Here is a 26,230-nt window from a genome sequence, read left to right as displayed (position 1 = left end):
CCATGACACCTGAGCGCCCCGACCCGGATGCACCCGTCGCGCCGACCGCCACGTACCGTCTCCAGCTCCAGCCGGAGTTCCCCTTCGGGGCCGCCGAGGCCGCCGTGCCCCACCTCGCCACGCTCGGCGTCTCGCACCTCCACCTCTCCCCCGTCCTGGAGGCCGTCCCGGGGTCGTCCCACGGCTACGACGTGGTCGACCACGCGCGCGTGCGGGACGAACTGGGCGGTGAGGCGGGGCTGCGGGCCCTGTCGCGCACGGCCCGGGAGCACGGCCTCGGACTCGTGGTGGACATCGTGCCGAACCACATGGCGATGGCCCCGCGCCACAACCGGGCGCTGTGGGACGTGCTCCGCGACGGCCCCGGCTCGCCCCGCGCCCGCTGGTTCGACATCGACTGGGACGCCCAGGACGGGCGCGTGCTGCTGCCGGTGCTCGGCGGGCCGCTCGGCACGGTGGCGGACGCCCTGGTGGTCGACGGCGACGTGCTGCGCCTGCACGACCAGGCGTTCCCGCTGCGGCCCGGCACCGAGCACCTGCCACTGCCCCGGCTGCTGGACGCGCAGTGGTACCGGCTCGCGTGGTGGCGGCTGGCCCGCACCGAACTCAACTACCGCCGCTTCTTCAGCATTTCGGAGCTGATCGGCGTGCGCGTGGAGGACCCGGAGGTGTTCGCGGAGACCCACGCGAAGATCCTCCAGCTGCTCGACGAGGGCGTGGTCGACGGGCTGCGCATCGACCACCCCGACGGGCTCGCCGACCCCGACGCCTATCTGCGGCGGCTGCACGACGCCACGGGCGGACGCTGGACCGTGGTCGAGAAGATCCTCGCCGACGGCGAACCGCTGCCCGCCGCCTGGCCGGTGGCGGGGACCACCGGGTACGACGCGCTGCGGCACGTGGACGGCCTCCTCACGGACCCGGCCGGGGCCGGCGAACTCCTCGGCCGGTACCGGCGGTTCGCGGCTCCCCCGCCGGACCGCGGGGGCGACTGGGGGGCGACGGTGCGCAGGGCGGCGTACAAGGTGGTCCTGCACGAGCTGGCCGCCGAGGTGGACCGGCTCACCCGCGAGGCCGACCGGCTGTGCCGCTCCTCGCCCGACCCGGCCCTGCGCGACCGCGCCCCCTGGGCGCTGCGCACCGCACTGCGGGAGCTCCTGGTGCGCCTGGAGGTCTACCGGCCGTACACCTCGCAGGACGCGTCGTCGGTCGTCACCGAGGAGGCCGCCGCCGAGGCCCGGCGCGCCTTCACGGTCCCCGAGGAGGCCGGCGCGGTCGACCTCGTACGGGACCTGGTGGTGGGCCGCGCCGGCGAGGGGCCCGAGTACGACGCGTTCCGGGCCCGCTTCGCGCAGACGTCCTCGGCGCTGCGGGCCAAGTCCGTGGAGGACACGGCGTTCTACCGGTACGTGCCGCTGCTGTCGGCGACCGAGGTGGGCGGTGCCCCGGGTGCCCCCGCCGTGGCGCCGGACGTCTTCCACGCCTACTGCGCGCGCGTGCAGCGGGACTGGCCCGCCACCGGCACCGTGCTGTCCACGCACGACACGAAGCGCAGCGCCGACGTGCGCGCGGCGATCTCGGTGCTCACGCAGGTACCCGCGCGCTGGGCCGACCTGCTGGCCGAGGTGACCGCGGCGACGGCGGCCGAGGGGGTCGGGGCGCCGGACCCGCAGGTGGCCTGGGCGGCGTGGCAGACGGCGGTCGGCCTCGGCCCCGCGGACGGCGGACGGCTCCTGGACACACTGCTGAAGCACGTGCGGGAGGCGGGCCTGTCCACCACGTGGACCGAGCAGGACCCGGTGTACGAGGACGCCGTGGCCGCGTTCCTGAAGGCGGGTCCGTGCGGGGCTCCGGGCCGGCGCGTGGCGGAGTTCCGGAGCTCGCTCGAACCGCACGTGCGGGCCAACGTGCTGGGCGCCGCGCTGGTCCATCTGACGATGCCGGGCGTCCCGGACCTGTACCAGGGCACGGAGTACGAGTACCGGGCCCTGGTGGACCCCGACAACCGGCGGCCCGCCGCCTTCCCGCCCAAGGACCCGGGAGCGCTGTCCGTCGAGAAGGCCGCGCTCACCGGGGCCTCGCTGCGGCTGCGCGGGCGGCGGCCCGACCTCTTCGGCGAGGGCGCCTCGTACACCCCGCTTCCCGCGCGGGGGCCGGGCGCCGCGCACTGCGTGGCGTTCGCGCGCTCCGGCGGGGTGGTCACGGCCGTCACGCGGCTGTCCCTGCGGCTGGCCGAGGCGGGCGGCTGGCGTGACACCGTACTGCCGCTGCCGGCCGGACGCTGGACCGATCTGCTGTCCCCGGGACGGGAGTTCACGGGGGACACACCGGTCGGGTCGCTGTTCGGACCGCTGCCCGTGGTGCTCCTGGAGCGGACCGGCGACGCGCCGCGGACGGACGGCGGGCGGACGGCGGCCGACAACTGACGGAAGGCGGCCGGCGGAAGCCGTCGGGCGGGACCTGCACGGCCCGTCGCCGCCGCCCCCGGGGCCGTCGACCCGGCGCTCCGGCGGCGCCGCCCGACGCTCCCCGGGGCGCCCCCATGCGTCCTTGACAGTTCATCCGGTCCGTGGACTACTGCCAGGTGCGAAGCCGGGCCGGAACAAGTCGGGGGTGAGTGTCCTGCCGGAGCTGCGCTATCCCAGTGTGACCGAACTCGTCTCCTCGGCCGGGGCGTTGGCCGCCCACCGGCCGAGCCTGTGCTCGCTCCGGCAGATCGGCCGCTCGCGCGCGGGGCGCCCGCTGCACCTGCTCTCCGTGGGCCACGCGGAGCGCTCGGTGCTGGTCGTCGCGGGCGCGCACTCCAACGAGCCGACCGGCGGGCGCACCGCGATGGCGCTCGCCGAAAGGGTCGTACGCGAAAGACGCCTGCGGGCCGACACGTCCTGGCACTTCCTGCTCTGCGCGGACCCGGACGGCGCCAGCCTGCACGTGACGCCGGCGCCCCGCACGCTGCTCGACTACCACCTCGGCTTCTTCCGTCCCGCGGGGCCCGAGCAGCCCGAGTGGTCGCCCTCCGTGCTGCCGCCCGACCTGCTGCCTCCGGAGACGCGCGCGCTCACCGGTGTCATCGACAGGCTCCGCCCGTACCTCCAGGTGAGTCTCCACGGGACGGATCTGGGCGGCAGCTGGGTGCAGCTGACGAAGGACGTCCCGGGCCTGGCCGAACCGTTCGCCAAGTCCGCGGCGGAGCTGAACATCCCGGTCGAGACGGGGGCCTCGGACGCCGCCGGCTGGCCGGCCTCCGGCCCGGGGGTGCACGTCATGCCCGCGCCGGGTTCGGACCTCGCGTACCCGAGCATGCCGGACGACGCCCGGCACAGCACGTGGTACCACGCCCACCGGTACGGCGGCCTGACGGCGGTCGTGGAGGTGCCGATGTGGGCCAGCGACCTCGTGGACGACCCGGCACCCCATCCCGCGCCCGCGGCGGCGCTGCGGCGGCTGGCGGGCCGGCTCCTCAGGGACGCGCACGCGGTGGAGAGCGTCCTCGCCGAGGCGCTGCCGCGCCTGTGCGGGCCGCCGGGACCGCTGCTGCGCGCCACCCAGTGGGCGCTGGGGCTGGTGCCGGGGTTGGCGGGCGACTGGGTCCACGAGCCGCCCGCGGACACCACGATGGCGTACGTGGGCAGCGTGGACGCGTTCGGCCGCCGGCTTCCGCTGCGCGCCGCGGCGATGCTCCTGCGGGTCCTGCGGGAGGCCGACGACCGGGCCGTGCCGCGCCTGGAGCCCCTGGTGGCGGCCTGGAGCGACTCCTTCGCCGAACGCTTCCGGGCGCGCTGGGTGCCGCTGGAGCACCAGGTGGAGCACCAGAGCAGGACCGTCGTGGCCGCGGCGTGGCACGCCCGGCCCCGCGCCGCCTGAGCGGGCACCGCTCCCGTCCGGGCCCCCGCCCGGCCCGTACGGCCGCCCCGCCGCCTCCCGTCCGGCGCAGTTGGGTGCCCTGCCGGGTCCCGCACGGCCCGTACGGGTGCCCCGAGGGGGGTCCCGTACGGTCTCTGCGGCTGCCGCAGGGACCGTACGGGCTCTCGTACCGTCCGCTCCGGTGGGGTGTACGGGCCTCGCACGAGATGTCGTACGGCTTTCCGCCCGGCTCAGTCGGACGGCACCTCCGACCTCGTCGCGGGCGCGTCGACGGGGCGGGGGCCGGGCGGCGGTCCCGGCTCCCCGCGCCGGGCCAGGTCGAAGGCCGCGAGGACCACCCGGGCCTGGTAGTCGGCCTGCCGTGCGACCGGGATCCAGCGCGCCCCGTGGCCGTCGTGGTAGTCCGCGCACCAGGCGTCGATGAGCCGGTCCAGCTCCGCTCCCGCGCCGGACGGGTCGTTCCCCGCGGTGGTCACCAGCCGCCGGAGCAGCCCCGCCGTGCGCAGCGCCAGGCGCCTCCCGGAGATGCGCAGCGCGGTCAGCCGGGCCGTGTCGAGGGGCGGCATCGGGCGGGCGGTGCCGTCGGCGCCCGGGGCCGGGCCGGTGTCGGGGTCCCAGGAGTCCGCGAGACCGGGGCCGACCAGTAAATAGTCGTCCACGGGCGCGAGGAGTACCCCGGCGTCCGGGACCGCCGCCAGACCGGGGCGGATCCGGGCCAGGAGCCCTTCCAGCAGGGCCGTGTCGTGCCGCAGCGTACGGCTGACGGCCCGCAGGACGCCTTCGGGGTCCGCGGGCCGGGAGGAGTCCTCCACGGCCGCCACGCCCCACATGGGCGCCTCGACGACGGCGGTCACCGTGCCGTACGGGTGGGGGTGGAACCAGGTGGACTCGACGGCCGCCTCCGTCATGGCCGCCGCGAGGCCGCCGGGCCTCGGGGACGGGATGCGGTAGACGGCGGGCCCGAGGCCGGGCCAGTACAGCGTGTCGTACGGGCCGAGTTCGAGGGGGACGCCCGTGCGCGCGGCGACGTGGGCGAGGCGCGGGGCGAGTCCAGGCAGGTCACGGGTCAGCTCGACGAACCCGCCGCCCACGTCCACGCCGTGCAGGGAGCACTGGAGGAACGGCCGCAGTTCGTCCTGGAGGGCGAGCAGCGCGCGGGTCTCCGGCAGGGCCGCCCGTCCGGCGCCGTCGGGCAGCCACTCGGGCTGCTCGGCGAACCCGGGGCGGAAGAAGTGCCGGAAGTAGCGGCCGAGGACGTAAGGCCCCGACAGCCAGCCCTCGTTGCGGCGGGAGCCGTCGGGGTCGAGGCACAGCAGCAGGTTCCACGTCACGTCGGCGCCGTCGCGCAACCGGGGGTCCGCGAGGACCCGTTCGGCCAGCCGCAGGACGGTGGCCCCGCCCACGGGCTCGTTGGCGTGGGGGCCTGCGACGACGAGGGTGTGCCGGCTGCCGTGGCCGACCGAGAGCAGCCACAGGGGGGTTCCGGCCCGCGAGGTGCCGACGCGGCGCAGCCGGACGTCCTTCGGGCGGCGTTCGGCGAGCGCGGCGGCCCGCAGGCCCAACTCGTCGACGGAGGGGTAGCGGAGCAGTGGTGGCAGGGTCGTACCTCCGCAGCGAGTGGCCGTGCGAGTGGCCGTCGGTTCACCTGGTGTGCATGGTGTACGCACAGTGAGTCACGACACGGGGGTACGTCAACACCGCTGCGGGGGCGCGATGTTCAACGGCGGGACGGACGCCGGGCGGAGGGCGGCGTTCCGGCGACGGGGCGGGGCGGGCGGTCTCCGCCGCCGGCTTCGAAGAGGCGGGCCGTCGGCGCTAGTTCGCGGCGAGCCTGAACGCCATCCGGCCGAAGCTGACCTGATCGCCCACCTGGACGACGGCGGCGCTGATCACCCGACGCCCGTTCACCGAGGTCCCGTTGGTCGAGCCGAGGTCGCGCAGCACCCACAGGCCTCCCTGGCGGGAGAGTTCGGCGTGCACCCGGGACACCGTCTCGTGGCTGAGCCGCAGGCCGCTGGCCGGATCGCGGCCGATCCGCAGCGGGTGCGCGTTGTCCGGCCCGGGCAGCAGCAGTTTGGGAAGCCGTTCGGCCTGCCAGGCCCTGCGCAGCCGCACGGTGAATCCGGAGACCGCCTCGACCGTGCCGAACAGCGCGCGCGACCAGCGGCTCTCGGTGTGCAGGTCTGCGGTGAGCGCGGCCAGTTCGCCCGGGGTGCGGGCGGCGAACGCCAGCTCCATCCGCAGCACGAACGTGTCGTGCGAGAGCCGTCCCTCGGCGACACCGTCCCGCAGCGCCCGCAGCGCCCGGTCCCGCTCGGCGTCCGAGAGCCGCGCGGGTGCGGGATAGGTGTGGAACTCCGAGGACGACGTCACGCAGGTGATTGTCTGGCAGCACGGCCGGGGTGTCCAGAAAACGCGGCACCCGCCCGGTGCCGCCGTTGGCCGGTTCGGCTGTTTTCAGTCGTTCGATCGGGAGGATGCGAAGGTGGATTGATCGCGTTTGGAGCACCATGGGAGCGGCGAGGTCACGGTGAGCAGACGAGGGAGAACCGTCCGTGCAGTTCGAGGTGTGGGCACCACAGGCCGACCGCATGACGCTCCATTGCGCGGGCAGCGCACACGCGTTGGAGCCCGATCCCGGCCGCGTCGGGTGGTGGACGGGAGAGGCCGAGGCGCAGGACGGCACGCGGTACGGGTTCGCCGTCGACGACGGTCCCGTACTGCCCGACCCGCGCTCGCGCCGTCAGCCGGACGGCCCCGACGGGCTGAGCGCGGTCGTCGACCACGAGGGGTACGCGTGGCGCGCCGACTGGGCGGGGCGCGGCCTGCCGGGGGCCGTGCTGTACGAGCTGCACGTGGGCACGTACACCCGCGAGGGCACCCTGGACGCGGCCGCCGACCGGCTGGGGCACCTCGTCGAACTCGGGATCACGCACGTCGAGTTGATGCCGGTGTGCCCGTTCCCCGGACGGCACGGCTGGGGGTACGAGGGGGTGTCGCTGTGGGCCGTGCACGAGCCGTACGGCGGCCCGGAGGCGCTGAAGCGCTTCGTCGACCGCGCGCACGGCCTCGGGCTCGGTGTCGTCCTGGACGTCGTGCACAACCATCTGGGCCCCTCCGGCAACCATCTGCCCGCCTTCGGGCCCTACTTCACGGAGACGCACCACACGCCGTGGGGCTCGGCGGTGAACCTGGACGCGCCCGGCTCCGACGAGGTGCGCGCCTTCCTGCTGGGGAGCGCGCTGGCCTGGCTGCGCGACTACCGGCTGGACGGCCTGCGGCTGGACGCCGTGCACGCCCTGCACGACACGCGCGCGTGCCACTTCCTGGAGGAGCTGTCCGCCGCCGTGGACGGGCTCTCGGGCGAACTGGGCCGACCGCTGTTCCTGGTCGCCGAGTCCGACCTGGGCGACCCCCGGGTCATCACGCCCCGCAAGGAGAACGGCCTCGGGCTGCACGCGCAGTGGAACGACGACTTCCACCACGCGCTGCACGCCGCGCTGACCGGTGAGGCGCAGGGCTACTACGCGGACTTCGCGCGCGCCCCGCTCGCCGCCGTCGCGAAGACGCTCACGGAGGGCTTCTTCCACAACGGCACGTACTCCAGTTTCCGCGGCAGGCGCCACGGCCGCCCGCTGGACCTCGCCCGGGTCTCCGCGCACCGCCTGCTGGGGTACTCGCAGACCCACGACCAGATCGGCAACCGCGCGCTGGGCGACCGGCTCTCGGCGTCGCTGCCGGCCGGTCTGCTGGCGTGCGCCGCGGCGCTGACGCTGACCGGGCCGTTCACGCCGATGCTGTTCATGGGCGAGGAGTGGGCCGCGGGCACGCCCTGGCAGTTCTTCACCGACCACACCGACCCCGACCTCGCGGAGGCGGTCCGCAACGGGCGGCGCAGGGAGTTCGCCGCCCACGGGTGGGCCGCGGAGGACGTCCCCGACCCGCAGGACCCCGCCACGCGCGACCGGTCCTGCCTCGACTGGTCCGAGCCGCGGAGCGGGGTGCACGCGCGCGTGCTGGCCTGGTACCGCGAACTCGTCGCACTGCGGCACGCCCAGCCCGACCTCACGGACCCCGACCTCTCGGACGTCAAGGTCGCCCACGACGAGGCCGGCCGCTGGCTCGCCTTCCGCCGCGGCGACGTACGGGTGGCCGTGAACCTCGGCGGGGAGCCGGCGGCCATCCCGCTCGGCACCCGGCCGACGCGGGTCCTGGCCGCGTGGGAGCCGGTGGAGGCGCCGGGCGCCGACGGCATGCTGAGCCTGCCGGGCGAGTCGTGCGTGGTACTCCTCCAGGAGTGACGGCCCGGGAGCGGCAGGCACGGGAGTGACGGCCCTCGTGGTTCGCGTGCCCGGGAAGGACCGGTCGGGGAGCGGCGGGCCGGGGGGCGCGGTGGCTACGGCGGCCCGTCGGCGTCGTCGCGGAACTCCGTGACCCGTTCCAGCAGGATCGGCTCCCAGGACCGTACGAGCCGTGTCCGCAGCAGTGGCAGCGCGGCGGTGTCCCCCGACCGCAGGCGGTCGGCGAGGGCGGTCAGGGCGTCGCAGCGGGCCAGCCACAGGCCACGCAGGCAGGGGCGGGCTCCGTAGCCCGCGAGGGTGGCGGCGCGGACCGCCGCCGGGGCGCCCACGGCGACGGCGAGCCCCGCGATGTCCTCGGCGGGGTCGCCCACCGCGGTCTCGGCCCAGCCGAGGACCCCGCGCACGCGCCCGTCGGCGGCCACCACGAGGTGCTCGCCCGTGAGGTCGTGGTGGACGAGGACGGCCGAGCCGGGTTGCGCGGCGAGCTGGAGCGCCGCGGGCGCGGTGAGCTGCAGGAGCCGGGCGGGGTCGAACTCGTCGGCCGCGCCGAGCTGTTCCGCGGCCGGCCCGGCGGCGGCCCTCAGCTCCTCCAGCGAGCGCGGCGCGGTGTGGGGCACGCCGAGGGTCTCCGCCTGGCGGGCCGGCACCTCGCGCAGCCCGGTGAGCAGGCCCGCGAGGTCGGCCTCGCCGACGGCGGATACGTCGAGCCGCTCCCCCGAGCCGCCTGGGATCAGGGTGTCGAGCGTGTACGTGAGGCCGCTCGCCCACTCGCCGTGCGCGATGCTCGCCGGCAGCGCGACCCCGATGTGGGGGCGCACCAGATCGCGCAGTCGCAGTTCGCGCCGCTGCTTGAGGGAGGCGTCGCGGTCCGGGGCGAGCCGCAGCACGTGCCGCGACCCCACGAACCAGGTCGAGTGCTCGCCCCCTCCGCCGGCGGGCCGGATCGCGGGCCCGCCGCTGTCCGGGAGCAGGGAGCGGACGAGGCGCCGCACGGTGTCCGCTGTGGGTGTCGCTGCCTGGGTCATGGTCGCGCCGTCTGCCGTTCGGGGTCCGGGGGATCTGCTGCGGGAGGGGTCAGTGCACGACTGCCAGTTCCCGGCGGGTGTTGTTGAACCGGCGTCCGCCGTCCTCGGTGACCGTCACGATGTCCTCGATGCGGACGCCGAAGCGGCCCGGAAGGTAGACGCCGGGCTCGACGGAGAAGCACATGCCGGGCACGAGGGGCCGCTCCTCGCCCTCGACCATGTAGGGGGGTTCGTGGGTGGTGACGCCGATGCCGTGCCCGGTGCGGTGGATGAAGCGGTCGCCGTACCCGGCCTCCGTGATGTGCGCGCGGGCCACCCGGTCGACGTCCTGGCAGGCGATCCCGGGCCGAACGGCCAGGAACGCCGCCTCCTGGGCCTCGCGGACGACGTCGTGGACCCGCTGCTCCTCGGCGTCGGGTTCACCGACGTGCACGGTGCGGGAGGTGTCGGAGCCGTAGCCGTGCTTCAGCCCGCCGAAGTCGAGGACGACCATGTCGCCGTGCTCGATGACGCGTTCGCCCGCCTCGTGGTGCGGGTTGGCGCCGTTCGGCCCCGATCCGACGACCGTGAAGTCCACCTGGCTGTGCCCGAACTGCCGCAGCAGGTCGGCGAGGTCACCGGCGACGTCCGACTCGCGCCGGCCCGCGAAGGGCACGTCGAGGATCTTCTCGTACGTGTCGTCGGCGGCGGCTCCGGCCGCCGCGAGGCGCTCCAGCTCCGCGGCGTCCTTGACGGCCCTGAGCATGGGCAGGGCCTCCGTCAGGGAGACGTAGGAGGTGCCGGGCAGCCGCCCCTGGAGACCCAGCAGGTGCATGGCCCAGGCGTTGTCGCTGACGCCGAAGCGGCCCGCCGCGTCGAGCAGCGGGGCCGTGGCCGCGTACGGGTCCTTGCCGTCGGTCCAGTCGCGGAGTGTCAGGGCGGGCGCGCCGGCGGCCTTCTCGGCGTCCGGGGCCTCCAGGGTGGGCACCACGAGCACGGGGTCCTGACCGGCGGCCAGCACGAGCAGGGTCAGCCGTTCGGTGATCGCGGTCGGCGCGTAGCCCGTGAGCCACACGAGGTCGGGGCCGGGCGCGACGAGCACCCCGGCGAGGCCCGCGTCCGCGGCGGCCCGCGCGGCGCGCTCCATCCGTGCCTGGTAGTCGCCGGCGGTGAAGGGCGCGGGCGTGCTTGTCATCCGGGCCTCCGTGGGGCAGAAGGGGCTACGGGCAGCATCCTGCCCGGACAGCGTGGACGGCGCGAGCCGGTCACCGCTTCCGGCGTCGGGGAGTCGCGGCGGCGCCCCGCCCGCCGGGTGCCGAACGGGGGGCCGGGGGCGGGCCGGGCGGCCCGCCGTGACGGTGTCAGCCCTCCAGGGCGAGCCGCGCGCCGAGCAGCAGGAGCACTCCGCCGGAGACCTGCTCCAGCCTGCGCCGCACCCCGGCCCGGGAGAGCACCGTCCTCATGCGCGCGACACCCCACACGTAGACGCTGTAGTAACCGATCTCGTAGACCGCCCAGAGGGCCGCGAGCCCCAGCATGGCGGGCAGGTGAGGGGCGCCCGGCGGCACGAACTGCGGGAGGAAGGACATCGCGAAGATCGCCGCCTTGGGGTTGGCGAGATTGATCAGCAGGCCGCTCCGGTAGGAGGCCCAGCCGCTCCTCCCGGGCAGCCCGCCCTCCTGCGCGACCGGGCCGTCGGCGTGCCTCGCGTGCCACAGCGCCTGCGCGCCGAAGACCACGAGTACGACCGCGCCGACGAAGCGCATCACGTCGTACGCCGTCTCGGAGGCCGCGAGCAGCGCGGTGAGGCCGAACGCGGCGACGGCGCCCCAGACGAACACGCCGGTCTCGTTGCCCAGCACGGTCAGGAAGCCCGCCCGCCTGCTGAGCAGCGACTGCCTGATGATCAGCACGGTGCTCGGGCCGGGCGAGGCGGCGATCAGGGTGCAGGCGCCGAGGAAGGTCAGGAGGGTGCTGAGCATGGGGCTCATCCTGGCCCGGCGCGCGACACCCCGCCAGCAGATTTCTCCCGGCTCCCGGGGGCCCCGTACCGCCCGCGACCGGCGCCCCGGATCAACACCGCCCGGTTGCCCGACTGTTGACGCTAATGGTTGGATGAACTCAATCCATTAAGAGCATTCAGGGGAGGCGGCCGGACCATGCTCGTGCTGGCACACATCAGCGACCTGCATCTCGACGGGACCGAACGGGCCACGGAGCGCGCCGAGCGGGTACGGGACCTGCTGTGGGGGCTGCCGGGACGGGTGGACGCCCTGCTCGTCACGGGGGACATCGCGGACCACGGGACCGAGGCCGAGTACGAGGAGGCCGCCCGCCTCCTGGGACTGCGCGGCCCGGCGGCCCCGTTCCCCGTACTGACCTGCCCGGGCAACCACGACCGGCGCGCGGCCTACCGCAAGGCGCTGCTCGGCGAACCCGCGGGCGACGGACCCGTCAACAGCGTCCACGTCCTCGACGGCGCCGCCGTCCTGATGTGCGACTCCAGCGTGCCGGACAGCGACGAGGGCGAGCTGGACGCCGCCACGTACGCCTGGATCGAGGAGACGCTCGACGGCCTCGGCGGGTCGGTGCCGGCCCTGCTCGCCTTCCACCATCCGCCCGTCGCGCTGCACCATCCGCTGCCCGACGCCCACCCGTTGCGCGGGCCCGGCGCGCTGGCCGAACTGATGGGGCGCAGGGGCGAGATCGTCGGCGTCGTCACCGGGCACGCGCACACGCCCGCGGCCACGGTCTTCGCCGGGCGGCCGCTGGCCGTCGGGCCCGGGGTGACCTGGTCGCTGCGCATGCCGTGGGAGGGCGAGGGCGCGGCCGACCGGGACGCGCCGCCCGGACTGGCCTTCCACGTCCTCGACGACGAGGGGCGGTTGACCAGCCACTTCAGGGTGGCCCTGTGAGTACGGCCCCGGTGCGGTGATCGCCCCGGGGCCGCGGAGGGCTGCCCGGCACCCGGCCGACCGGGCGCGCCCGCGGGGGCGCCCGGTCGGGCGGGTCAGCGCGCGGCGGTCACGGCCCACTGCCGGGCTCCGCCGAACGGCGGTTCCGGCAGCCGTCCCGGTACGAAGCCGTGGGCGCGGCGCGCCAGGTCGGCGGCCCCGTAACGACGGCAGTCCCTGTGCCACTTGAGGATGCCGGCCATCCAGTTCTGGAGGCTCACGACATACCCCTCCATCGTCTCGCGGGCCTGCTCCGAGAGCGCGAAGTCCTCGTACAGCACGGGGAACTCGTGCTTGGCCACATGCTCGAACTGCTCCATCCGCTGCGTCATGAGGTCGTGGACGACGCCGAGCGCCGTCGGGTAGTCGCAGCCGAAGAAGTTCTGCACGACGAGGATGGCGTTGTGCACCTCCCCCTCGTACTCGATCTCCTTCTGGTACGAGAACACGTCGTTGATGAGCATCCCGTAGTCGACCGCGGCGTTCTCCAGGGAGCGGACGGGGCCGCTGCGGTAGACCTCGGGCGGAACCTCGGGCCCGTGGCCCAGGCGGCACAGGCTCATGGTGAGGTCGGCGCCGAAGGTGGCCCGGCGCATCTCCAGGTAGTCGACGGGGTCGGGGATGCGGTTCTGCAGCTGGTTGGACAGCTCCCACACCCAGCTCTCGGTCATGACGTCGACCGAGGCCCGCACGGCCCGCCGGGCCTGCGGGGTCATGCCGGCCGTCGTGCGCCTCCACAGGTCGGCGAGGCCGCGCTCCATGGCGTTGGCCGGCGGCGGGATCTCCTCGCCGTCGACGGGCATGCACGCGGAGAGCCGCTCGGTGCACAGCTTCGCGGCGGCCACGTCCCGGCGGTGCCCGAAGACCATCGGGTAGTAGTCGTCGCCGTACGTCCCCCACGCGAGCCAGTGGGCGCTGAGGTCCAGCGCCTCGGGCGTGCCGTCCGGGTCGAGGCCCGCCGAGCACAGCGGCAGGTCGTAGGCCACGAGTTTGTCCTCGTCCCAGACGCCCTCCTCCAGGATGCCCATGCTGTGGGCCCACGGGGTGATCCGTCGGCGCGCTCCGTCCAGGTCCGCGTTCAGCCGGACCTGGAACGGCATGTGGAAGTCCGGGAGCAGGGAGGGGCCCACCTTCTGGTACGGCACGTGGCTGTACGCGCGCAGCCGTTCGGCGCCGGCGGCCGCGAGCAGTGCCCCGACGTCGGCGGCCGAGGTTCCGGGCCCGCCCAGCCCGCCGGGCGTCGTGGCCCTGGCCCTCTCGTTCATGTACCGGCTCGACCGCATGTGCCACTCGTGGCCGCCGGACTGCCAGTCCTGGAGGCCCTGGGCGTACGCGGCGACGGCTCCGACCTGGTCCGGCGTGAGGCCCTTGTCCACTGCCAGCGCGGGCACTTCGGTGAGAGCCGTGTGCTCGAACTGGTGCAGCCGCGAGGTGAGGATGTCGTTCACGGTGTCGGCGGCCTGCTGCGTCGTGCAGCCGAAGAACGTCTCCAGGACGAGGACTCCGTTGCTCAGCTCCCCCTCCTCCTCGACCTCCCTCTGGTACGAGAAGAGGTCGTTGCGCAGGTGCACTCCGTCCGAGAACGTCTCCATCAGCACGCGCAGCGGACGCGAGGCGGCGACGGACTCGGGGACCTCGGCCGTCGCGTACTCCACGAGCCCCGCGGACCAGGGGGCGCCGCCCACCTTGCGGCGCATCTCGATGTACTCGACGGGGTTGGACACCCGCCCCTCGTTGATGTTGGACAGCTCCCACATCGACTCGTTGAGCAGGTGCTCGGTGGACTCGGCGAACCGCCTGCGCCACGCCAAGGACATCGAGGGGACCGTGCGCGCCCACAGGTCGGCGAGACCGGCCTCGACGGGATTGCACGGCTCGGGCACGGGAGTCGACAGGTCCAGCGGCATGAAGAGCGGGAGGCGGTCCAGGTAGGCCTTGCCGCCCGCGCGGTCCTGGCTGCGTTTGAAGATCTCCAGGAAGTGGTCGTCGAAGAAGAAGACCCACACGTACCAGTCGGTGATGAGCGAGAGGGCGGGCCCGTCGCAGTCGGGATGCGTGTACGCGCACAGCAGCCCGTAGTCGTGTGCGTCGAGGTCGGCCTGCTCCCAGATGCCGGAGCCCTCCAGCATGCCCATCCCGCGCGCCCACTCGGTCGAGTGGGCGCGGGCCTCGTCGACATGCGGGTTCAGCCGCGCGGGATACGGCATGTAGAAGTGCGGCAGTTCGAACGGCTGCGTCATGGCCGGGCCCTACCCGTGGCCCGATCGGGGCATCCGTCCGGCGGCGCATGATCGCCCCATCGCGTGAACCGGTGCGTGAGCGGGCCCGGTTCCGGGAAAGGTGTGCCGTCCCGGGGCGCGTGCTCGGCGTGCCGCAGCGCCCGCGGGCGCTGCGGCCACCGGGCTTCCGCGTCAGTGCTGCTGGGCCTTCTGCGGGGTCGCCTCGCTCGGCCGTACGACGACGCATCCCTCGCCCTGGAGCATCAGTTGCACCGCCTCGCCGGAGCCGCCGCGGATCATCGAGCCGATCGACTGCGAGCGGTGCAGCGAGGTCTGGAGGCCCGCCGTCCAGCCGACGACCGCGTCCGTGTCGACGTACACAGGCCACTGCGGCGAGACCGGGATGACCAGCGGATTGCCCTCGCAGACCAGCCCGAGCCGGCCCTGCCCGGTGAACACGCTGTTGAACAGGCCGCCGCCCGCGATCCCCGCCCCCTTGACGGTCTTTATCTCGTAGGACAGCGAGGCGTCGAAGCACAGCACGTTGCGGCCGTTGACCGTGAAGACGTCACCGGGGTCGATGTCCACGATGAAGCAGTTCTGCGCCTCGTGCGCGAACCAGGCCTCCCCCTGGCCCCGCACCGCCATGAGCGGCAGCCCCTCGCCGGTGACGGCGCGCTTCAGCATCCCGCCGACGCCCTGGCTCTTGCGCTCGAACTGGAGGCTGCCGCGGTAGGCGACCATCGCTCCCTGCCGGGCGAACATCTCGCCGTTGACCGTGTACTTGATCGACTTGGCGTTCTGGACGCTCATGCCCGCCGCGCCGGCCGGCTGCACCATGTACTCGCTGGAAAACAGGTCACCCTTCATGCGGGCATCCTGTCCCGGACGCGGGGGTTCCGACATCGTTCCGGAGGTGGATGCGACCCGGAGGCGGTCCCGGACCGCAGCCCTGACCGGAGCCCGGAGTCCACGGCCCGGAACCCACGGCCCAGAGCGCAGAGTCCCGAGTCCGGAGTCCCGAGTCCGGAGGCGGCTCCGGCACACGAGCGGACGCGGTGGGACGGCGGACGCGCCTCGGGCGACGAGGCGTACCGGTGGGAGAGGTGGGGCGGTCGGCGCGTTTCCGCGCCGGCCGCCCCCGCGGGGCCTCTCGGCCCGCACCCTGTGGGGGGTGGCTCGGTGGGTGGAGCGTCGACCGGACGTCCGACACGGCGTTCGGCCTTCGGCGTGCCGACGGCGACCACGCCCCGGGAGGCGCGGCGGGACACGTCGGGGGCGGAGTCCGGTCCGCTTCGTCGTCGAAGCGGCGGGAGTGCGATCGAGGGGCGCGGTGGTCGGCCGGACGCGAGCGGTGCCGCGGGGGTTGCCCGCGGGCCGGCTGTTGCTCGAACAACTCGAACCATAGGTGGCGCGTTCGCGCCCCGGATACAGGGAAAACCCTTGAGACCCGGCCCGGAACCCCCATAGGGAAAGCCCAGTTGACCGGCGTGGAACCCTTTCCGGCTGCCGCGCGGGCCGGTCAGCGGGAGTGGGAGCGCTCCCGGAGGCCACCGCTCCCCGGCATGCCTCGGACACGGGTGCGCCCGCGCGGTCGGTGAACCCGGGGCGCGGCCGACCGGGCCGCGTCGCGGTCGGCCGGAACCGGTCACGGTCGGGTCGGGTTCGGTCACGGCCGGAACCGGTCACGGTCGGGTCCGGTCGCGGCCGAGTCCGGTCACGGCCGGGTCGAGTCCGTCGGTCAGGTCGGGTCGTGGTCGGTCAGGTCGCGGTCCGCCGGGACCGGTCGCCGTCCGCGGGACGGCATCCGCGGCGGCCGGGAGACGCCGGGCTCACGCCTCGCCGTCGTCGGTGGCCGCGAGGAACTGGGTGGCGGCCAGTTCGGCGTACAGCGGGTCGGCGCCCACGAGTTCACGATGGGTGCCCACCGCCCGCACCCGTCCCGCGTCCATCACGACTATTCGGTCGGCCATGGTCACCGTGGACAGCCGGTGGGCGACGACCAGGACGGTGGTGGTGCGGGCCACGTCGGCCACGGTGTCGCGCAGCGCGGCCTCGTTGACCGCGTCCAGCTGGCTGGTGGCCTCGTCGAGCAGCAGCAGTCGGGGCCGTCTGAGCAGGGCGCGCGCGATGGCCACCCGCTGCCGCTCCCCGCCGGAGAGCTTGGTGCCGCGGTGCCCGACGAGCGTGTCCAGTCCCTGCGGCAGCCGGTCGACGAGGGAGTCCAGCCGGGTGGTCTTCACGGCGGCCAGCAACTCGGCCTCGTCGGCGTCGGGGTTGCCGAGCAGGAGGTTGTCCTTGAGGCTCCCGGACAGCACCGGCGCGTCCTGCTCGACATAGCCGATGGCGGACCGCAGGCCCGACACCTCCCAGTCGGTGAGGTCGCGCCCGTCCAGCGCGATGGTCCCCTCCTCCGGGTCGTAGAACCGCTCGATGAGCGAGAACACCGTGGTCTTCCCGGCACCGGAAGGACCGACGAAGGCGGTCATGCCGCGTGGCGGGACGGCGAAGGTCACACCGTGGTGGACGTACGGCAGGTCGTCCGCGTACCGGAAGCGCACGTCCTCGAAGGCGATCGTCGCCGGCTCGGCGCCGGACCGCGGCAGTGGCGCCGGCTCGGCCGCCGGCTCGGCGGGCAGCCGCCGCGCCTCCTCGATCCTGGCCAGCGCGGCCGAGCCCGTCTGGTACTGGGCCACGGCTCCGACGACCTGCTGGATCGGGGACATCAAGTAGAAGACGTAGAGCAGGAAGGCGACCAGCGTGCCGATGTCCACGGCGCCGGTCGCCACGCGCGCGCCGCCCACCGCGAGCACCGTGATGAACGCGACCTGCATCGACAGACCCGCCGTGTTGCCCGCCAGCGCCGCCCACTTGGCCGCCCGCACGCTCTGCCGCCACGACTCCTCGGCCGCCGCGTGCACGGCCCGCTCCTCGCGGTGCTCGGCACCCGACGCCTTGATGGTCCGCAGGGCGCCGAGGGTGCGTTCGAGCGAGGCCCCCATCGCCCCGACCGCGTCCTGCGCGCGGCGGCTGGCGCGGTTGATGCGGGGCACGATCACGCCGATCACCGTGCCGGCGCCGACGACGACGCCCAGGGTGACGGACAGCAGGACCGGATCGACGAACCCCATCATCACCAGGGTGGCCACGAGGGTGAGACCGCCCGTGCCGAGCCCGACCAGCGAATCCGTGGTGACCTCGCGCAGCAGGGTCGTGTCCGAGGTGATCCGGGCCATCAGGTCACCCGGCTCGCTCCGGTCGACCGCCGCTATCCGCAGCCGCAGCAGGTGCGAGACCAGCCCGCGCCGCGCTCCCAGCACGACCGACTCGGCGGTGTACCGCAGCACGTAGGAACCGAGCGCCCCCACCGCGGCGTTGACGACGACCAGGGCCGACATGGCCAGCAGCGCGCCGGTCACGGCACGGTCGTGCGCGAGGTCGTCGATGAGCGACCTCGCCACCAGCGGCAGCGCCAGCCCGGCGGCCCCGGTCACCAGCGACAGCACCGCCCCGAGCAGCAGGGTCCAGCGGTACGGGCGTACGTACGCGAGCAGCAGGCGCCACGGGGGCGCCGGCGGTGCGCCGGACAGATCTGACTGCGCCATGGTGCTCCCCCTCGGACGTGCGGTCCCCTCCCCCGCCGGCCGGAGCGGGAGCGTCGTCGAAGTATCGCCGACGCCACTGACATCCCGACGGGGCGTCCCCCGCGACCGTCCGCCCGGGCCCGACGCCCGACCACCCCGGCACGCACCGGTCGTCCCCGCCCCGCCGCGACATGGACCGCGGCGCCCGACGCCCGCGTGCCGCCCGACGCCCGTGCCGCCCGCGCGTCCGGGCCCGGCGTCCGCGCGTCCGGGCCCGGCGTCCGTCCCTCCCCGCCCGCATCTGTCCGGCGGGGGGCGCCTCGTGCTGCAATGGCCGCACGACCGGCGTCGCCCGGGCCCCGCGCCACCAGAGCACCCCGTGCCCGTACACCTGGACCTCCCGGCTCCGGTGCCCCACGGGTCCGTACAACCGGGGTCCGCACCACCGGGGTCCGCACCACCGGGGTCCGTACAACCGGGGTCCGCGCCGGACCGGCAAGGTCATGGAGAGCGTCGAGACGATTCCTGGGGCCGTGCATGATGGATTTCTCGGACAGGGCGGGAGCGGCGTTCGTCGCGGGCGGCAGCGGTGGCATCGGTGCCGCGGTCGTGCGCGTGCTCGCGGAACGCGGCAGTGACGTGGCGTTCACCTATCGCTCCCGGGGGGACGCCGCCGAGGCCTTGGTCCAGGAGCTGGGGGCCACCGGGCGTCGCGTCCGGGCATGGCAGGCGGACCTGGGCGACGAGAAGGCCGCCGCGGCAGCCGTCGCCGAGGCCGCCTCGGCGTTCGGGGGACTCCACACCCTGGTCCACGCGGCGGGCCCGCACGTGCCGATGGTGCATCTGAGTACGGTCACCCCGAGCCGGTACCGGGCCCAACTCGACGCGGAGGCAGGGGCGTTCTTCAACCTCGTCCACCCCGCGCTGCCGCTGCTGCGCGCGAGCCGGGGCAGCATCGTCGCCGTCACCACCGTGGCCACCCGCCGCTTCCCGGTCCGGGACGGACTGTCGTCGGGAACCAAGGGGGCGGTCGAGGCGGTCGCCAGGGCACTGGCCGCGGAGGAGGGCCGCTACGGGGTCCGGGTGAACTGCGTGGCGCCCGGCATGCTGAAGGACGGCATCGCCGCCCGGCTCATCGACAGCGGCGAGTTGGACGAGGCGGCGCTCCGGGTCACCCTGCGCAACACCCCGTTGCGCCGGTTCGGGGACGCGGCGGACATCGCCGAGGCGGTGGCGTTCCTCGCCTCCGACCGTGCCGGGTTCATCACCGGCCAGGCGCTGGGGGTCGACGGCGGCTACAGCGTCTGAGGGGTCCCGTCCCCGAGGCCGGGAGTGCACGACCGTCGTCACACGGCGGTGCGTCACGGCATGATCGGGCCGGACATGTCCGGGACGACGGAAGGGCGGCGCGACCGTGGTTGAGCAGGCCGGGATCACGACGGCGAAACAGGCGGCGGATCACGAACTGATCGTGGCCTTCGGGCGCCTGCTGGGAACGGCCAACCGGCTGGAGCACATCCTGGGCCGGTCGATCGAGCGGGAGTGCGGCATCAGCCACCTCATGTTCGAGGTGCTGCTCGTCCTCGGCCGGGCGGGCGGCGCCGGACTGCCCATGAAGGCCATCGGACGGGAGCAGGTCCTCACCACGGGCGGCGTGACGCGTCTGGTGGACCGGATGGAGGACGCCGGACTGGTCTCCCGGGCGGACGACCCCGACGACCGGCGAGGGCGTCTGGTCCGGCTCACCCCGCTGGGCGAGGAAACGGTGGTCCGCGCCTCCGAGGTGCACGTGGAGAACATCCGGCGCCACTTCGTCGAGCCGCTGCCCGCCTCCCACCGCGAGCGCTTCGCCGGGGATCTGCGCGTCCTCGGCCACGCCGCCCGGGACGCGCTGCCGCGGCTGCGCTGAGTGCCGCGCCGGACGGTGGCACCGCCGCCCGGGCCGTACCGGCCTCGCCCCCGGGCACACTTTGTGCATCGTACACAATACGTGGATGGTGCATATTTGATGTCATGGCTCCTGCCCCGGCCTCGGCCCACGCTCAGGTACGGGGTGCGAGGTCAGAACTGGGAAGGACCGGCGGCATGGACAAGCCCACGCACTTGATCGAGTTCGAGACGATGCTGCTCGGGCGGCACCTCTACCTGAACTCGCCACGGGCCCGGGTCGGCGGCCGGCTGGAGCGCAGCGCCTACATCGTGCTCAGCCGCATCCGCATGGAGGGTCCGATGTCCATCGGCCAGCTCAGCGACGCGTTCGGCCTGGACGCCTCCACCCTCAACCGGCAGACCGCGGCGATGCTGCGCGGCGGTCTGGTCGAGCGCATCCCGGATCCCGAGGGGGGCATCGCCCGCAAGTTCCGCATCACCGCGGAGGGCGAGCGCCGCCTCGACACGCATCGCACCGAGAGCGTGGGGGCGCTGGAGAAGGTGATGGCCGACTGGGATCCGGAGGAGGTCGCCGCGTTCGCCGGCTACCTCAAGCGGTTCAACACCGACATCGAGAACCTCGACGAGCGCCCTTGGCCGCGTCCCTGACACCACGGGACGGAGCCGTACGGGATCACTTCCCGGCGTACGGGATCACCTCCCGGCGAAGGTGAGCGTGACTGTGACGTTCTCCGCGAGGGCCCGCGGGGTGTCCGCCTCGACCTCCGCGTGCGCGGCGGCCGGACCGGCGGCGGCGAGTACGGCCGCGAGCGCGGCGGCACAGGTCGGTGCGGCACTCCCGCGACCGCGGCGGTGACCGCGGCGTCGGCGTGCCGGAGCAGCCGGGCGGCCGCGGCGTGGGCCGCCGTCATGGCGCCGGCGCGCTGCGCCGGCTCCGCCCCGCCGCCGCCCGACGTCACCACCGCGTGGGCGGCGTGACCGGGAGTGGGCCGCTCCCGGTACGGCGTGGTGGCCGCCGCCCTGCGCCGGCGCGAGATGCGCCGGCAGTGCGGCGCGCCACCCGGTCACCCGGCATGGTCGCCCATCATCCTCCGCCACGGCCGAGCCCGGGCGCGTACGGCGGTTCGCGCCGCGACGGGTGGGACCGTTCCTGCTGACCCACCTCGACATACGGACGTGCGGGACCGTTCACGGTGCACGGCGTGCGCCGTCGCGCGGGCCGGGCGGTTCAGCTCCCCGCGCCGAGCGACCAGCGCGGCACGCTGCCCGTGAGGCGGCACGCGAGGAAGTACAGCGGGATGGGCGGCGTGTAGGGCGAGTCCCCCTCGGGGCTGTGGATCAGCCGGGGCGTGCCGGACCGGGGAGCCCGGCGGGCGCGCGTCCAGGACGGGTCGGCCCGGTGCGCGCCGGCGGTGTAGGTCATGGCGGGCGGCCAGGTGACACCTATCTGGGAGCCGGCGGGCACGACCCACCACCAGCGCTCGTCACCGGCGTGGCCGTCGGCGAAGACACAGCCGACGCGCGGCAGGCAGCTCATGATCCGCTCGCCGTGCTCCCGGGACGTGCCGACGGCGTCGCAGCCGAGCCCGGCGCGCAGCCGTGCGGGGATGACCAGGCGGACCGGGTGCGTGGGTACGGGAGTCGCGGGCCTGCGGAATCGGGGGTCAGGGGCGTGCTGCAGTTCCATGCGGTGGGGATCCTTCGGCCGAGTGGGGGGCGGGCCGGGTGACGTACGGGGTGGGCGCGTGTCCCGTGAGGGAGGACGCGTGCCCGGTGGGGACGAGGCCGGGCCCGGTGGGAAGGTGTCCGGCGGGGCCGGTGTGCCGGGCTCGCCGCTGCTGCGGGACCGTGGGGGACGGCTCCGGCACGACGGGTACGGGCGCCGCGCGTACGGGAACCGCCGGCCGCACCGCCGGTCTCTCCGGCACCGCAGGTCTCTCCACCTGACGTTCCGACACCGCCGGTCTCTCCGACGGTTGTCCCGGCGCCTCCGGTCTCTCCACCGGACGCTCCGGCGCCCCGGACCCCGGCAACCGGTGCCGAGGCCCGGCCGGTTCGGGTGCGCGGCGCTGCGGCGCGACCCGCTCGGGGGCCTCCTGGCAGCGCACCGGCAGGTCGGGCAGGACGGCCCAGACGATGCTGCCGCCTCCCCTCGGGGCGTCCCGGACACCCCAGTCACTGCTGAGCGCGCCGACCAGCATCAGACCGCGGCCGTCCTGGTCGTCGGGGCCCGCGGGGCGCGGCGCGGGCAGGGTCCGGCCGCGGTGCCGGTCCTCGACCTCGATGTGGAGGCGCCCCCGGAAGGTGCGGAGCCGGCAGACGATCCACTCGCTCGCGGTGTGGGTGAGGGCGTTGGTGACGAGTTCCGAGACCACCAGGAGGGCGTTGTCCCGGGTTTCGGGGCCGGTGCCCCACTCGGTCAGCAGTTCGCGCACGTTCCGTCGGGCCGCGGAGACCGAGGCGGGTTCGGGGGTCAGGCCGAACACGCCCGCTCTGCAAGGGCGTTCGGTAGCGGGCGGTCGGCCTCCGGGCGTGGGGAGGGAGGGCGGAGCCATCGCCGTTCGCCTTTCGTCTGCCTTCGCACCGGTGGTCGGACCGGTGCCGGTACCGAACGGGTCCGGATCCACTACGAGTCCTGCACAACTCGCGCTGGCCAGCGATGAGTTACGACCTTCTCTCCCCCAACTCGGCCGCAATCGCCGGTCGTTCACCGGTCCTGGACGGTACAGACCACTGTGGCACCTGCCGACAACAGCCCGCAACCGACAAGTTGAAAATTGCAATTTGCACGGCGCATGCTGCCTTCCGAACGGATGATCGTGACAGACTGCGACCTCGAACCCGGCACGAGGGGGTACGGAGTGACCGCTGAGACCGACTGGGGCGGCGCGCCCACCGTCCTGCGCATGATCCTCGGCAGACAGCTGGAGGAGCTGCGCACGCGGGCCGGGATGACGTTCGAGCAGGCCGGCGCGGCGATCGGGGTCAGCCACTCCACGATCCGCCGGATGGAGGCCGCCAAGGTGGCCCGGCTCAGGCTCGCTGACGCCGAGAAGCTGCTCCAGGTCTACGGCGTGCGGGACCAGCAGGAGATCGACACCTTCCTGAAGTCGGTCCGCGAGGCCAACAGGCGCGGCTGGTGGCACACCTACCGCGATGTCCTCCCCGACTGGTTCGCCGCCTATCTGAGCCTGGAGCAGGCGGCGCTCCAGATCCGCGCGTACGAGGCGCAGTTCGTGCACGGGCTGCTGCAGACGGAGGCGTACGCGCGCGCCCTGCTCGGAGCCGGGAACCCGCACGCCCCGGCCGGGGCGACCGAGCGCAGGGTCGCGTTGCGGATGCGACGCCAGGAACTCCTGTCCCGGCCCTCCCCGCCCCGGGTGTGGATCGTGATGGACGAGACGGTGCTGCGCTGGCCGGTCGGGGGCCCCGAGGTGATGCGCGCCCAGATCGACCATCTCGCCGAGGTCAACTCGCTGCCCCATGTGACGCTCCAGATCATGCCGTTCGCCAACGGCCCGCATCCGGCGATGCGGGCCGGCGCGTTCCACCTCTTCCGGTTCCGGGCGCCCGAACTGCCCGACATCGTCTATCTCAGCGGCCTGGTGGGCGCTGTGTACCTGGACAAGGACGACGACGTCGTGGTGTACCGCGAGGCCCTGGACCGGTTGGGCGCCCAGTCCGCGCCCGCCAGGAAGACCGAGGCCCTCCTCGGTGCGATTCGCAAGGAGCTCTGAGTGCACCACCGCATACGCAACGGCGTGCCGTCCCGCGACCTCGGACCGCTCGGCTGGTCCAAGCCCTGGAGCGACGACGCGGGAGGCGCCTGCGTCGAGGCGAAGAGGCTCGGCGACGGACGCGTGGCGCTGCGCCAGTCGACCGATCCGGACGGGCCGGCACTGGTCTTCACATCGCGCGAGATGACGACTTTCCTGGCGGGTGTGAAGGCGGGTGACGCCGACTTCCTGATCTGAACCGTGTTGTTCGCACGGAGCGTTCACCGATATCCACCACCGGAAGGGAAGGAACGGCGTTGCCCGACAACGGATGGCCGGCCGACCGAATCGACACCGAGAACGCGCACTCCGCCCGCATCTACGACTACATCCTGGGCGGCAAGGACTACTACCCCGCCGACAAGGAGGCCGGCGACGCCATGACGCGGGAGTGGCCCGCGATGCCGATCCACATGAAGGCCAACCGCGACTGGATGAACCGCGCGGTCGCCCACCTCGCGAAGGAGGCGGGCGTACGCCAGTTCCTGGACATCGGCACCGGCATACCCACCTCGCCCAACCTCCACGAGATCGCGCAGTCGGTGGCCCCGGACTCGCGGGTCGTCTACGTCGACAACGACCCCATCGTCCTCACCCTGTCCCAGGGCCTGCTGTCGAGCACCCCGGAGGGGAGGACGGCGTACGTCGAGGCCGACATGACCGACCCGTCGAGCATCCTCGACGCGCCGGAGCTGCGCGAGACCCTCGACCTCACGCGTCCGGTGGCCCTCACGGTGATCGCCATCGTGCACTTCGTCCTGGACGAGGACGACGCCGTCGGCATCGTGCGCCGCCTGCTCGACCCCCTCCCGTCCGGCAGCTATCTCGCGATGTCCATCGGCACCGCCGAGTTCGCGCCGCGGGAGGTGGGCCGGGTGGCCCGTGAGTACGCGGCCCGCAACATGCCCATGCGGCTGCGCACGTTCACGGAGGCCGAGGAGTTCTTCGAGGGCCTCGACCTGATCGGGCCCGGCATCGTCCAGGTCCACAAGTGGTACCCGGACGGCACCGACACCGGTCCGATCCGCGACGAGGACATCGCGATGTACGGGGCGGTGGCCCGCAAGCCGTAGCGACAGGGCGGGCGCCCCCGCCACGGGACGCCGGTCCCGATGGGGCCTCGCGTCCCCGCCGGGTGCCGGATCCCGTGGGACCTCGCGTCCTCGCCGGACACCGGGCCCGGTGAGGGCGTCCCGTCCGGGCCGGATACCGGGCTCGGCGGGGCGTGCGTCCCCTCCCCGGCGGACGCCGCTGCTCGCGGCCCGCCCCCGTTCCCGCCGGGAGCGCGGCGGTCCGAGCGGGCCCCGGTCCCGCCGGGCTCCCGCGCGCACGCCCTCGCGAGGCACCGGCCCCGGTCCCGCACACCCTCGGCGCGTTCGCGCGGCCCTGCCTCAACCGCGCTTCCAGGCCGCTCACTTGACTACCGGACGCCGCACACGATTGGCTCCGGCCTGCGGGGGTCGGACCACCGGGCCCTTTCGACCCGGCCACACGCACGCCGACTCCGCACCCCCCATGCCTGCCCGGCCGCACAGCGAGGTGCTCCACCCATGACCCCGACCCGTTCACGTCGGCGCCCCTTCGGACGCGGCAGCGCCACCGTTCTGGCCGTCCTCGCCGCGGGCTGCCTGCTCGCGTCCGGGTGCTCCGCCTCCGGAGGGTCGGACTCCGACCGGGGCACCGGCGGGGCGGACGCCGCCGGCAAGGCCCGTACGAGGGTCGCCCTCATCACCCACAGCGCTCCGGGCGACGCGTTCTGGGAGCTGGTCCGCAGGGGGGCCGAGACGGCGGCGGCCAAGGACGGCATCGAGCTGGCGTACGAGAGCGATCCCGACGCCCGGGGGCAGGCCGGCCTCGTGCGGGACGCCGTCGCCGACCGTGTGGACGGCATCGCGGTGACCCTGGCGAAGCCCGAGGCGATGCGGAGCGCCATCGCCTCGGCCCGGGCGGCCGGCATCCCCGTGGTCGGGCTGAACTCCGGCATCGACGCCTGGAGGTCCGGCGGTCTGCTGCAGTACTTCGGCCAGGACGAGAGCGTGGCGGGCCGGGCCGTCGGCGACCGGCTGGACGACCTGGACGCCCGGCACGCCCTGTGCGTCATCCACGAGCGGGGCAACGTCGCGGTGGAGGCCCGCTGCGCCGGTGTGAAGAAGGCGTTCGGCGGCCGTACCGATCTGCTCTACGTGGACGGCACCGACATGGACGCGGTGGCCGACTCCGTCTCGGCCGCGCTGCGGCGGGACGCGACGATCGACGAAGTCGTGACGAACGGGGCCGAGTTCGCGCTCGCGGCGGTGAAGTCCGTGAAACGGGCGGGCAGCAGGGCCGAGGTCGCCACGTTCGACCTCAACAAGAACCTGGTCAAGGCCGTGCGGAGCGGGGACGTGCAGTTCGCGGTGGACCAGCAGCCCTATCTCCAGGGCTATCTCGCCGTGGACGCGCTCTGGCTGTACCGCGTCAACGGCAACGTCAGCGGCGGCGGGGAGAAGCCCGTGCTCACCGGACCCGCGTTCGTCACCAAGGAGAACGTGGCCTCCGTCGCGAAGTACGCGGCCGACGGCACCCGTTGAGCCGGTGCCCCCGGCACTGCCGTGCCAGGTGCCCGGCAACTGCGTTCCGGGCCGGGGCGTTCCGGGTA

At 74.3% G+C, this 26,230-nt stretch carries 21 protein-coding genes; 11 read left to right on the top strand and 10 right to left on the bottom strand.

The window, feature by feature from the left end:
* The first annotated feature begins 2 nt into the window (after positions 1-2).
* Together treY and IE265_RS09060 are read left to right on the top strand one after the other, a co-directional pair.
* Positions 3-2,426, top strand: coding sequence for a malto-oligosyltrehalose synthase (gene treY, locus IE265_RS09065; protein WP_190034893.1), 2,424 nt, complete (start codon positions 3-5; stop codon positions 2,424-2,426).
* A 187-nt stretch (positions 2,427-2,613) separates the two neighbouring features.
* Positions 2,614-3,864 carry a M14 family zinc carboxypeptidase gene (locus IE265_RS09060; protein WP_190034892.1) on the top strand — a complete coding sequence of 417 codons (1,251 nt, stop codon included), beginning with the start codon at positions 2,614-2,616 and terminating at the stop codon, positions 3,862-3,864.
* 230 nt (positions 3,865-4,094) lie between these two features.
* On the opposite strand, the gene IE265_RS09055 is transcribed toward IE265_RS09060, so the two are convergent.
* Positions 4,095-5,462 carry a M14 family zinc carboxypeptidase gene (locus IE265_RS09055; RefSeq protein ID WP_229916115.1) on the bottom strand — a complete coding sequence of 456 codons (1,368 nt, stop codon included), beginning with the start codon at positions 5,460-5,462 and terminating at the stop codon, positions 4,095-4,097.
* A gap of 217 nt (positions 5,463-5,679) precedes the next feature.
* Positions 5,680-6,237, bottom strand: a complete 558-nt coding sequence (locus IE265_RS09050; RefSeq protein ID WP_190034890.1) for a DUF1707 and FHA domain-containing protein — start codon at positions 6,235-6,237, stop codon at positions 5,680-5,682.
* A 182-nt stretch (positions 6,238-6,419) separates the two neighbouring features.
* Here IE265_RS09050 and treZ point away from each other — a divergent pair, with 182 nt between their 5' ends.
* On the top strand, positions 6,420-8,165 hold the full coding sequence (gene treZ, locus IE265_RS09045; protein ID WP_190034889.1) for a malto-oligosyltrehalose trehalohydrolase: 1,746 nt from the start codon (positions 6,420-6,422) through the stop codon (positions 8,163-8,165).
* Between the two features lie 95 nt (positions 8,166-8,260).
* Here the strand turns inward: treZ and IE265_RS09040 are convergent, their stop codons facing one another.
* From IE265_RS09040 to IE265_RS09030, 3 genes are all read right to left on the bottom strand, one after another.
* Positions 8,261-9,190 carry an aminoglycoside phosphotransferase family protein gene (locus IE265_RS09040; RefSeq protein WP_190034888.1) on the bottom strand — a complete coding sequence of 310 codons (930 nt, stop codon included), beginning with the start codon at positions 9,188-9,190 and terminating at the stop codon, positions 8,261-8,263.
* Between the two features lie 49 nt (positions 9,191-9,239).
* Positions 9,240-10,364: an aminopeptidase P family protein gene (locus IE265_RS09035; protein ID WP_190034887.1), complete on the bottom strand. Its 1,125-nt coding sequence runs from the start codon at positions 10,362-10,364 to the stop codon at positions 9,240-9,242.
* A 166-nt stretch (positions 10,365-10,530) separates the two neighbouring features.
* Positions 10,531-11,151, bottom strand: coding sequence for a LysE family translocator (locus IE265_RS09030; protein ID WP_190034886.1), 621 nt, complete (start codon positions 11,149-11,151; stop codon positions 10,531-10,533).
* A gap of 177 nt (positions 11,152-11,328) precedes the next feature.
* On the opposite strand from IE265_RS09030, the gene IE265_RS09025 reads away from it, so the two are divergent.
* Positions 11,329-12,084, top strand: coding sequence for a metallophosphoesterase (locus tag IE265_RS09025; RefSeq protein WP_190034885.1), 756 nt, complete (start codon positions 11,329-11,331; stop codon positions 12,082-12,084).
* 95 nt (positions 12,085-12,179) lie between these two features.
* Here IE265_RS09025 and cyc2 read toward each other — a convergent pair whose 3' ends face one another.
* From cyc2 to IE265_RS09010, 3 genes are all read right to left on the bottom strand, one after another.
* Complete coding sequence (gene cyc2, locus IE265_RS09020) at positions 12,180-14,363, bottom strand: germacradienol/geosmin synthase Cyc2 (protein ID WP_190034884.1); 2,184 nt, start codon at positions 14,361-14,363, stop codon at positions 12,180-12,182.
* A gap of 171 nt (positions 14,364-14,534) precedes the next feature.
* Complete coding sequence (locus IE265_RS09015) at positions 14,535-15,212, bottom strand: AIM24 family protein (RefSeq protein ID WP_190034883.1); 678 nt, start codon at positions 15,210-15,212, stop codon at positions 14,535-14,537.
* A 962-nt stretch (positions 15,213-16,174) separates the two neighbouring features.
* On the bottom strand, positions 16,175-17,947 hold the full coding sequence (locus IE265_RS09010) for an ABC transporter ATP-binding protein (RefSeq protein WP_190034882.1): 1,773 nt from the start codon (positions 17,945-17,947) through the stop codon (positions 16,175-16,177).
* Between the two features lie 516 nt (positions 17,948-18,463).
* Here IE265_RS09010 and IE265_RS09005 point away from each other — a divergent pair.
* From IE265_RS09005 to IE265_RS08995, 3 genes are all read left to right on the top strand, one after another.
* Complete coding sequence (locus tag IE265_RS09005) at positions 18,464-19,234, top strand: SDR family NAD(P)-dependent oxidoreductase (protein WP_190034881.1); 771 nt, start codon at positions 18,464-18,466, stop codon at positions 19,232-19,234.
* Between the two features lie 106 nt (positions 19,235-19,340).
* The gene (locus tag IE265_RS09000; RefSeq protein WP_190034880.1) at positions 19,341-19,835 is read left to right on the top strand and encodes a MarR family winged helix-turn-helix transcriptional regulator; all 495 of its coding nucleotides are present in this window, start codon (positions 19,341-19,343) and stop codon (positions 19,833-19,835) included.
* Between the two features lie 176 nt (positions 19,836-20,011).
* A complete protein-coding gene (locus IE265_RS08995; protein ID WP_190034879.1) occupies positions 20,012-20,464 on the top strand; it encodes a MarR family winged helix-turn-helix transcriptional regulator in 453 nt (150 codons plus the stop codon).
* A 580-nt stretch (positions 20,465-21,044) separates the two neighbouring features.
* Here IE265_RS08995 and IE265_RS08990 read toward each other — a convergent pair.
* Together IE265_RS08990 and IE265_RS38255 are read right to left on the bottom strand one after the other, a co-directional pair.
* A complete protein-coding gene (locus IE265_RS08990; RefSeq protein WP_190034878.1) occupies positions 21,045-21,503 on the bottom strand; it encodes a hypothetical protein in 459 nt (152 codons plus the stop codon).
* Positions 21,481-22,302, bottom strand: a complete 822-nt coding sequence (locus tag IE265_RS38255; RefSeq protein WP_229916100.1) for an ATP-binding protein — start codon at positions 22,300-22,302, stop codon at positions 21,481-21,483. Before IE265_RS38255 ends, IE265_RS08990 begins: the two co-directional genes overlap by 23 nt.
* Before the next feature lie 375 nt (positions 22,303-22,677).
* Between IE265_RS38255 and IE265_RS08980 the strand changes: the two genes are divergently transcribed.
* From IE265_RS08980 to IE265_RS08965, 4 genes are all read left to right on the top strand, one after another.
* Positions 22,678-23,553, top strand: a complete 876-nt coding sequence (locus IE265_RS08980; protein WP_190034877.1) for a Sco1979 family transcriptional regulator — start codon at positions 22,678-22,680, stop codon at positions 23,551-23,553.
* A complete protein-coding gene (locus IE265_RS08975; RefSeq protein WP_190034876.1) occupies positions 23,554-23,790 on the top strand; it encodes a DUF397 domain-containing protein in 237 nt (78 codons plus the stop codon).
* 59 nt (positions 23,791-23,849) lie between these two features.
* On the top strand, positions 23,850-24,665 hold the full coding sequence (locus tag IE265_RS08970; protein ID WP_190034875.1) for an SAM-dependent methyltransferase: 816 nt from the start codon (positions 23,850-23,852) through the stop codon (positions 24,663-24,665).
* Positions 24,666-25,142: 477 nt separating this feature from the next.
* Positions 25,143-26,162, top strand: a complete 1,020-nt coding sequence (locus IE265_RS08965; RefSeq protein WP_190034874.1) for a substrate-binding domain-containing protein — start codon at positions 25,143-25,145, stop codon at positions 26,160-26,162.
* Positions 26,163-26,230: the final 68 nt, after the last annotated feature.

Source organism: Streptomyces fructofermentans, assembly GCF_014651055.1.
Taxonomy (GTDB): Bacteria; Actinomycetota; Actinomycetes; order Streptomycetales; family Streptomycetaceae; genus Streptomyces; species Streptomyces fructofermentans.
Note: the sequence above shows the minus strand (reverse complement) of the source record. Positions and strands in the feature narration are given on the sequence as shown.

Bases quoted from the DNA above. Each gene is read 5' to 3' on its own strand.
- treY (WP_190034893.1), top strand. From the start codon at position 3: ATGACACCTGAGCGCCCCGACCCGGATGCACCCGTCGCGCCGACCGCC.
- IE265_RS09040 (WP_190034888.1), bottom strand. From the start codon at position 9,190: ATGACCCAGGCAGCGACACCCACAGCGGACACCGTGCGGCGCCTCGTC.
- IE265_RS09035 (WP_190034887.1), bottom strand. From the start codon at position 10,364: ATGACAAGCACGCCCGCGCCCTTCACCGCCGGCGACTACCAGGCACGG.
- IE265_RS09030 (WP_190034886.1), bottom strand. From the start codon at position 11,151: ATGCTCAGCACCCTCCTGACCTTCCTCGGCGCCTGCACCCTGATCGCC.
- IE265_RS09025 (WP_190034885.1), top strand. From the start codon at position 11,329: ATGCTCGTGCTGGCACACATCAGCGACCTGCATCTCGACGGGACCGAA.
- cyc2 (WP_190034884.1), bottom strand. From the start codon at position 14,363: ATGACGCAGCCGTTCGAACTGCCGCACTTCTACATGCCGTATCCCGCG.
- IE265_RS09015 (WP_190034883.1), bottom strand. From the start codon at position 15,212: ATGAAGGGTGACCTGTTTTCCAGCGAGTACATGGTGCAGCCGGCCGGC.
- IE265_RS09010 (WP_190034882.1), bottom strand. From the start codon at position 17,947: ATGGCGCAGTCAGATCTGTCCGGCGCACCGCCGGCGCCCCCGTGGCGC.
- IE265_RS09005 (WP_190034881.1), top strand. From the start codon at position 18,464: ATGATGGATTTCTCGGACAGGGCGGGAGCGGCGTTCGTCGCGGGCGGC.
- IE265_RS08995 (WP_190034879.1), top strand. From the start codon at position 20,012: ATGGACAAGCCCACGCACTTGATCGAGTTCGAGACGATGCTGCTCGGG.
- IE265_RS08990 (WP_190034878.1), bottom strand. From the start codon at position 21,503: ATGGAACTGCAGCACGCCCCTGACCCCCGATTCCGCAGGCCCGCGACT.
- IE265_RS08965 (WP_190034874.1), top strand. From the start codon at position 25,143: ATGACCCCGACCCGTTCACGTCGGCGCCCCTTCGGACGCGGCAGCGCC.